At 74.3% G+C, this 5,032-nt stretch carries 5 protein-coding genes; all 5 read right to left on the reverse strand.

The features are described from left to right. Positions 1-103: 103 nt before the first annotated feature. Positions 104-550 (reverse strand): protein-tyrosine phosphatase family protein, encoded by a 447-nt coding sequence (locus ACIQPT_RS37305; protein WP_401162785.1) that lies wholly within the window; start codon positions 548-550, stop codon positions 104-106. Between the two features lie 75 nt (positions 551-625). Continuing rightward, positions 626-898, reverse strand: a complete 273-nt coding sequence (locus ACIQPT_RS37310) for an HPr family phosphocarrier protein (protein WP_030082147.1) — start codon at positions 896-898, stop codon at positions 626-628. A gap of 44 nt (positions 899-942) precedes the next feature. After that, entirely contained in the window at positions 943-2,946 is a 2,004-nt protein-coding gene (locus ACIQPT_RS37315; protein ID WP_401162787.1) for a fructose-specific PTS transporter subunit EIIC, read from the reverse strand. A gap of 118 nt (positions 2,947-3,064) precedes the next feature. After that, positions 3,065-4,012 carry a 1-phosphofructokinase gene (gene pfkB, locus ACIQPT_RS37320; RefSeq protein WP_401162790.1) on the reverse strand — a complete coding sequence of 316 codons (948 nt, stop codon included), beginning with the start codon at positions 4,010-4,012 and terminating at the stop codon, positions 3,065-3,067. Continuing rightward, the gene (locus ACIQPT_RS37325; protein WP_401162792.1) at positions 4,009-4,770 is read right to left on the reverse strand and encodes a DeoR/GlpR family DNA-binding transcription regulator; all 762 of its coding nucleotides are present in this window, start codon (positions 4,768-4,770) and stop codon (positions 4,009-4,011) included. Before ACIQPT_RS37325 ends, pfkB begins: the two co-directional genes overlap by 4 nt. Between the last annotated feature and the right edge of the window lie 262 nt (positions 4,771-5,032).

Below are 5,032 nucleotides of genomic sequence, written 5' to 3' on the forward strand. Positions count from 1 at the left end.
CCCGCTATGACAAAACCCGCGAGTCCTACCAGGCAGCCATCACCATCGCCTCAATCCTGCTCTGGATCTGACTTTTGAAGACGATCTCTAGGGCCCTGAGGTCCTAGGGGGCGTCCTGACGCGCCGGGAAGTTCCGTACATAGCGGCGCTGCCAGGGCGTCTCCACCGCGCGCGGGTGGTAGCCGGCGCGCACGAACGCCACCGCCTCGCCGGCGGGGACCCCGTCCAGGACGGCCAGGCAGGCCAGCGCCGTCCCGGTGCGGCCCATGCCGCCGCCGCAGGCCACCTCGACCCGCTCGCCGGCGGCCCGGTCCCACACCTCCTGGAGCAGGTCCCGCGCCGCCACACGGTCCGCCGGAAGCCGGAAGTCCGGCCACCGCAGCCACCGCGACTCCCACGCGACCGGGGGCGGGGTGCGCCCCAGGAGGTAGACGGCGAAATCCGGTTCGGGTCCCGCGGGCAAGGGCTTGCGCAGACCCCGGCCGCGTACCAGCCGTCCGGAGGGAAGGGCCAGGACGGCCGGGTCGGTGGCGTTCCACGTCTCGGTCACGTGTCCCAATCTAACGACCCGGCAGCCGACGGTGTACGCATCGGAGAAGACGACCGGAGATCAGACGACCGGAGATCAGACGGCGGCGTCGAGATCCTGCGCGAGCAGCTCGGCCAGCTCCTCGACCGCCGCCCGCGCCCCGTCGCCCTCGGCGCTGAGCACCACGGTCTCCCCGTGCGGGGCGGCCAGCGCCAGCACCGCGAGCATGCTGCGGGCGTCGACCGGGTCGCGGCCCTCACGGGCGATGGTCACCTTGACCGGCTGGCGGGCGGCGGCCTTGACGAACAGCGACGCCGGGCGGGCGTGCAACCCGCTGCGGGAGGCTATGGCGACGGTCTGCTGGTGCATGGATCACTCCTCGGGAAGAAACTGCGGATCGGTGCGTGGGGTGTTCAGGCGGCGACCGTGACCCGGGAGTCGCCGGGGCCCGCGGCCCCCGCCTCCCCGGCCGGGTCCGGGGCCGTCCGGCGTGCGCCCTTGAGCAGGACGACGAGCGCGGTCGCCACCAGCGTCCCGGCGGCGATGGCGAGCAGGTAGAGGTACGGCTGGCCGATCAGCGGGACGACGAAGACGCCGCCGTGCGGGGCGCGCAGGGTCGCGCCGAAGGCCATCGACAGGGCGCCGGTGACCGCGCCGCCCGCCATCACCGACGGGATGACCCGCAGCGGGTCGGCGGCGGCGAACGGGATCGCGCCCTCGGTGATGAACGAGGCGCCCAGCACCCAGGCCGCCCGGCCGTTCTCCCGCTCGGTCTTGGTGAACAGCTTCCTGCGTACGGTGGTGGCCAGCGCCATCGCCAGGGGCGGGACCATCCCGGCGGCCATGACCGCGGCCATCACCTTGAGGCTGCCGTCGGTCGGGTCGGCGAGACCGCCGACCGCGAAGGCGTACGCCACCTTGTTCAGCGGGCCGCCCATGTCGAAGCACATCATCAGCCCGAGGACGACGCCGAGGATCACCGCGTTGGAGCCCGACAGGCCGTTCAGCCAGTCCGTGAGCGCGTTCTGCAGCGAGGCGATGGGCTTGCCGACCACGATGAACATCAGGAAGCCCACGACCGCCGACGCGATCAGGGGGATCACCAGCACCGGCATGATGCCGCGCAGGGTCGCGTGGACCGGGACCCGCTGGATCGCCATCACCACCGCACCGGCCAGCAGACCGGCGACCAGACCGCCGAGGAACCCGGCGTTCACCGTGAGCGCGATGGCGCCGCCGACGAAACCGGGCACCAGCGCGGGCCGGTCCGCCATCCCGTACGCGATGTACCCGGCCAGCACCGGCACCAGGAACGCGAAGGCCGCCGAGCCGATCTGGTTGAGCAGCGCGGCCCAGCTGTCCGCCTCGCCCCAGACGAAGTGGTCGGCCACCGACTTGGCGCTCGCTATCTCGTAGCCGCCGATGGCGAACGACAGGGCGATCAGCAGACCGCCCGCCGCGACGAACGGCACCATGTAGCTCACGCCGGACATCAGATACGTACGGAGCCGGACGCCGAAGTGCGCGTGATCCGCGCCGGATCCGTCCCCGTCGCCATCGCCGGGATCCGTGGAGCCGCCGTCCTCGGACACGGCGGCGATCTCCCCGCGCTCCGCCTTGCGGCGGGCCTCGGCGATCAGCTCGGCGGGCCGGTTGATGCCCGCCTTCACCCCGACGTCGACCAGCGGCTTGCCCCGGAAGCGGGCCTTCTCCCGGACCTCCACGTCGTGCGCCCAGATCACGGCGTCCGCCGCCGCGACGACGGCGGGGTCCAGCTTCTTGAAACCGGCCGAGCCCTGCGTCTCCACCGTCACCTCGACGCCCTCGGCGCGGCCGGCGGCGGCCAGGGACTCGGCCGCCATGTAGGTGTGCGCGATGCCGGTGGGGCAGGAGGTGACGGCGACGATCCGGAAGGGGGCGCTGTCGGCCGTCTCCGTCTCCGTCGCCGCGAGCTCCTGTTCGGGCTTCTGCTCGGGCTCCTCGCCCCGGATCAGCGCGGCCACCGCCCCCGGGTCTCTTCCGGCGCGCAGGGCGGCGGTGAACTCCGGGTCCATCAGCCTGCGGGCCAGGCCGGACAGGATGGTGAGGTGGTCGTCGTCGGCCCCGGCCGGGGCCGCGATGAGGAAGACCAGATCGGCCGGGCCGTCGGCCGCCCCGAAGTCGATGCCCGCGGCGCTGCGCCCGAAGGCCAGTGTCGGGGCGCTCACATGCTCGCTGCGGCAGTGCGGGATGCCGATGCCGCCGTCGAGGCCGGTCGGCATCTGCGCCTCGCGGGCCGCGACGTCGGCCAGGAAGCCTTCGAGATCGGTGACGCGGTGCGCGGCGACCATCCGCTCGGCGAGCGACCTCGCGGCGGCGTCCTTCGTTGCGGCGGACAGATCGAGGTCGACCAGTTCCGCGGTGATCAGCTCACTCATCGCGGTGCTCCTTGCTCGGGGACCGCCGTGCGGCGGCTCGGGGGGACGGGGCGGCGGGCTCGTACGGGTGGGGTCCGTACCGGAGTTGCGGGAGTTGCGGGGGTGGTGGTGCGGGGGGTCATGGGGCGGGCTCCGTCAGCGCGCGGTCCAGCGGTACGTCGGAGGTCGTCACGACCGACGGCAGGTCGAGGTCGGCCGGGGTGGGCATGAGGCTTCCGGCCAGCTGCACGGCCGCGGCCCCATGGGCGACGGCCGAGGCGAGCGCCTCCGGGCCCTGCCCGCCCGCCGCCAGGAAGCCGGCGAGAGAGGCGTCCCCGGCGCCGACATTGCTGCGTACGGCGGCCACCGGGGCGGTGGCGAAATACGCGCCCGACGCCTCGACCAGCAGCTGCCCGTCCGCGCCCAGGCTCGCCAGCACCGACCGGGCGCCGCGCTCGCGCAGCTCCTCGGCGGCCTTGAGCGCGTCGCCCACCGTGGCGAGCGGCCGGCCGACGGCCTCCGCGAGCTCCTGGGCATTGGGCTTGATCACATCGGGCCCCCGCTCCAGCGCGGCGGTCAGCGCCGCCCCTGAGGTGTCCAGCGCGATCCGCGCACCGGCCCGGTGGCTCCGCTCGACCAGCTCCGCGTACCACTGCGGCGGCAGCCCGCGCGGCAGGCTCCCGCAGCAGGCGATCCAGTCGGCGGCCGACGAGCGGACCCGTACCGCCTCCAGGACGTCCTCCGCCTCGGCCGGACTGAGCTCGGGGCCCGCCGCGTTGACCTTGGTGAGGGTGCCGTCGGGTTCGACGAGCGTGACGTTGATCCGGGTGTTCCCGGCGATCGGCACGCCGGCGGCCTCGATCCCGAGATCGCCGAGCAGCCGCGTGAGCAGTGCGCCCTCCGGGCCGCCCATCGGGGCGACGGCGACCGTGCGGTGCCCGGCCGCCGCGACCGCGCGGGAGACGTTGACGCCCTTGCCGCCCGGGTCGACGCGGTCGGACGTGGCGCGCAGCACGGTGCCGCGGGTCAGGCCGGGCAGCTCGTAGGTGCGGTCCAGGCTGGGGTTGGGGGTGACGGTGAGGATCATGCGCGTACTACTTCCGTGCCCCGGCTCTCGATGGAGCGGGCGTCGTCGGGGCTGAGGCCCGTGTCGGTGATGAGCAGGTCCACATCGGTGAGATCGCCGAAGCGGGCGAAGTGCTCCTGCCCGAACTTGCCGGAGTCGGCGAGCAGGACGACCCGGCGGGCTGCCTTGATCACGGCCCGCTTCACCGCGGCCTCGGCGAGGTCGGGCGTGGTCAGGCCGCTGTCGGGGGAGAAGCCGTTGGTGGCGAGGAAGACGACGTCGGCGTTGATCTCGGCGTACGAACCGAGTGCCCAGGCGTCGACCGCCGCGCGGGTACGGTGCCGGACCCGGCCGCCCACCAGATGCAGGGCGATGCCGGGGTGGTCGGCGAGGCGGGCGGCCACCGGCAGCGCGTGCGTCACCACGGTCAGCGTCGCGTCGACCGGGACGGCGGCGGCGAGCCGCGCGGTCGTGGTCCCGGCGTCGACGATCACATTGCCGTCGGCGGGCAGCTCGGTGAGGGCGGCCTGCGCGATGCGGTCCTTCTCGTCGGCGGCGAGGGCGTCGCGCTCGGCGAGGTCGGGCTCGAAGTCGAGCCGCCCGACCGGGATCGCCCCACCGTGCACCCGGCGCAGCAGCCCCGCCCGGTCCAGGGCCTTGAGGTCGCGCCGGACGGTCTCGGCCGTCACCTGGAACTCCTCGGCCAGGGACAGTACGTCGACCCGGCCGCTCTCCTGGGCGAGGCGGAGGATCTCCTGCTGACGCTCCGGTGCGTACATGTGGTTTCGTTTCCGTTTCATGCCCGAGTCTGTGGTTTCGCGCTCAGGTTACGTCCGGGGTGCGGGAATGTAAACACATTCGGGCGAGGAGTGGGCATGAACGGAAGGGCGGGCTGGTCGGCGGACCCGTGCGCCCACAGCCGGGGGGGGGGGGCCCCCCCCCCGGGGGCCCCCCCCCCCCCGGGGGGGGGGGGGGGGCGCGGGGCGGGGGGGGGGGCGGGGGGGGGCCCGGGGCCCGGGGGGGGGGCCCCCGGGGGGCCCC

Source organism: Streptomyces sp. NPDC091289 (genome assembly GCF_044757365.1).
GTDB lineage: Bacteria > Actinomycetota > Actinomycetes > Streptomycetales > Streptomycetaceae > Streptomyces.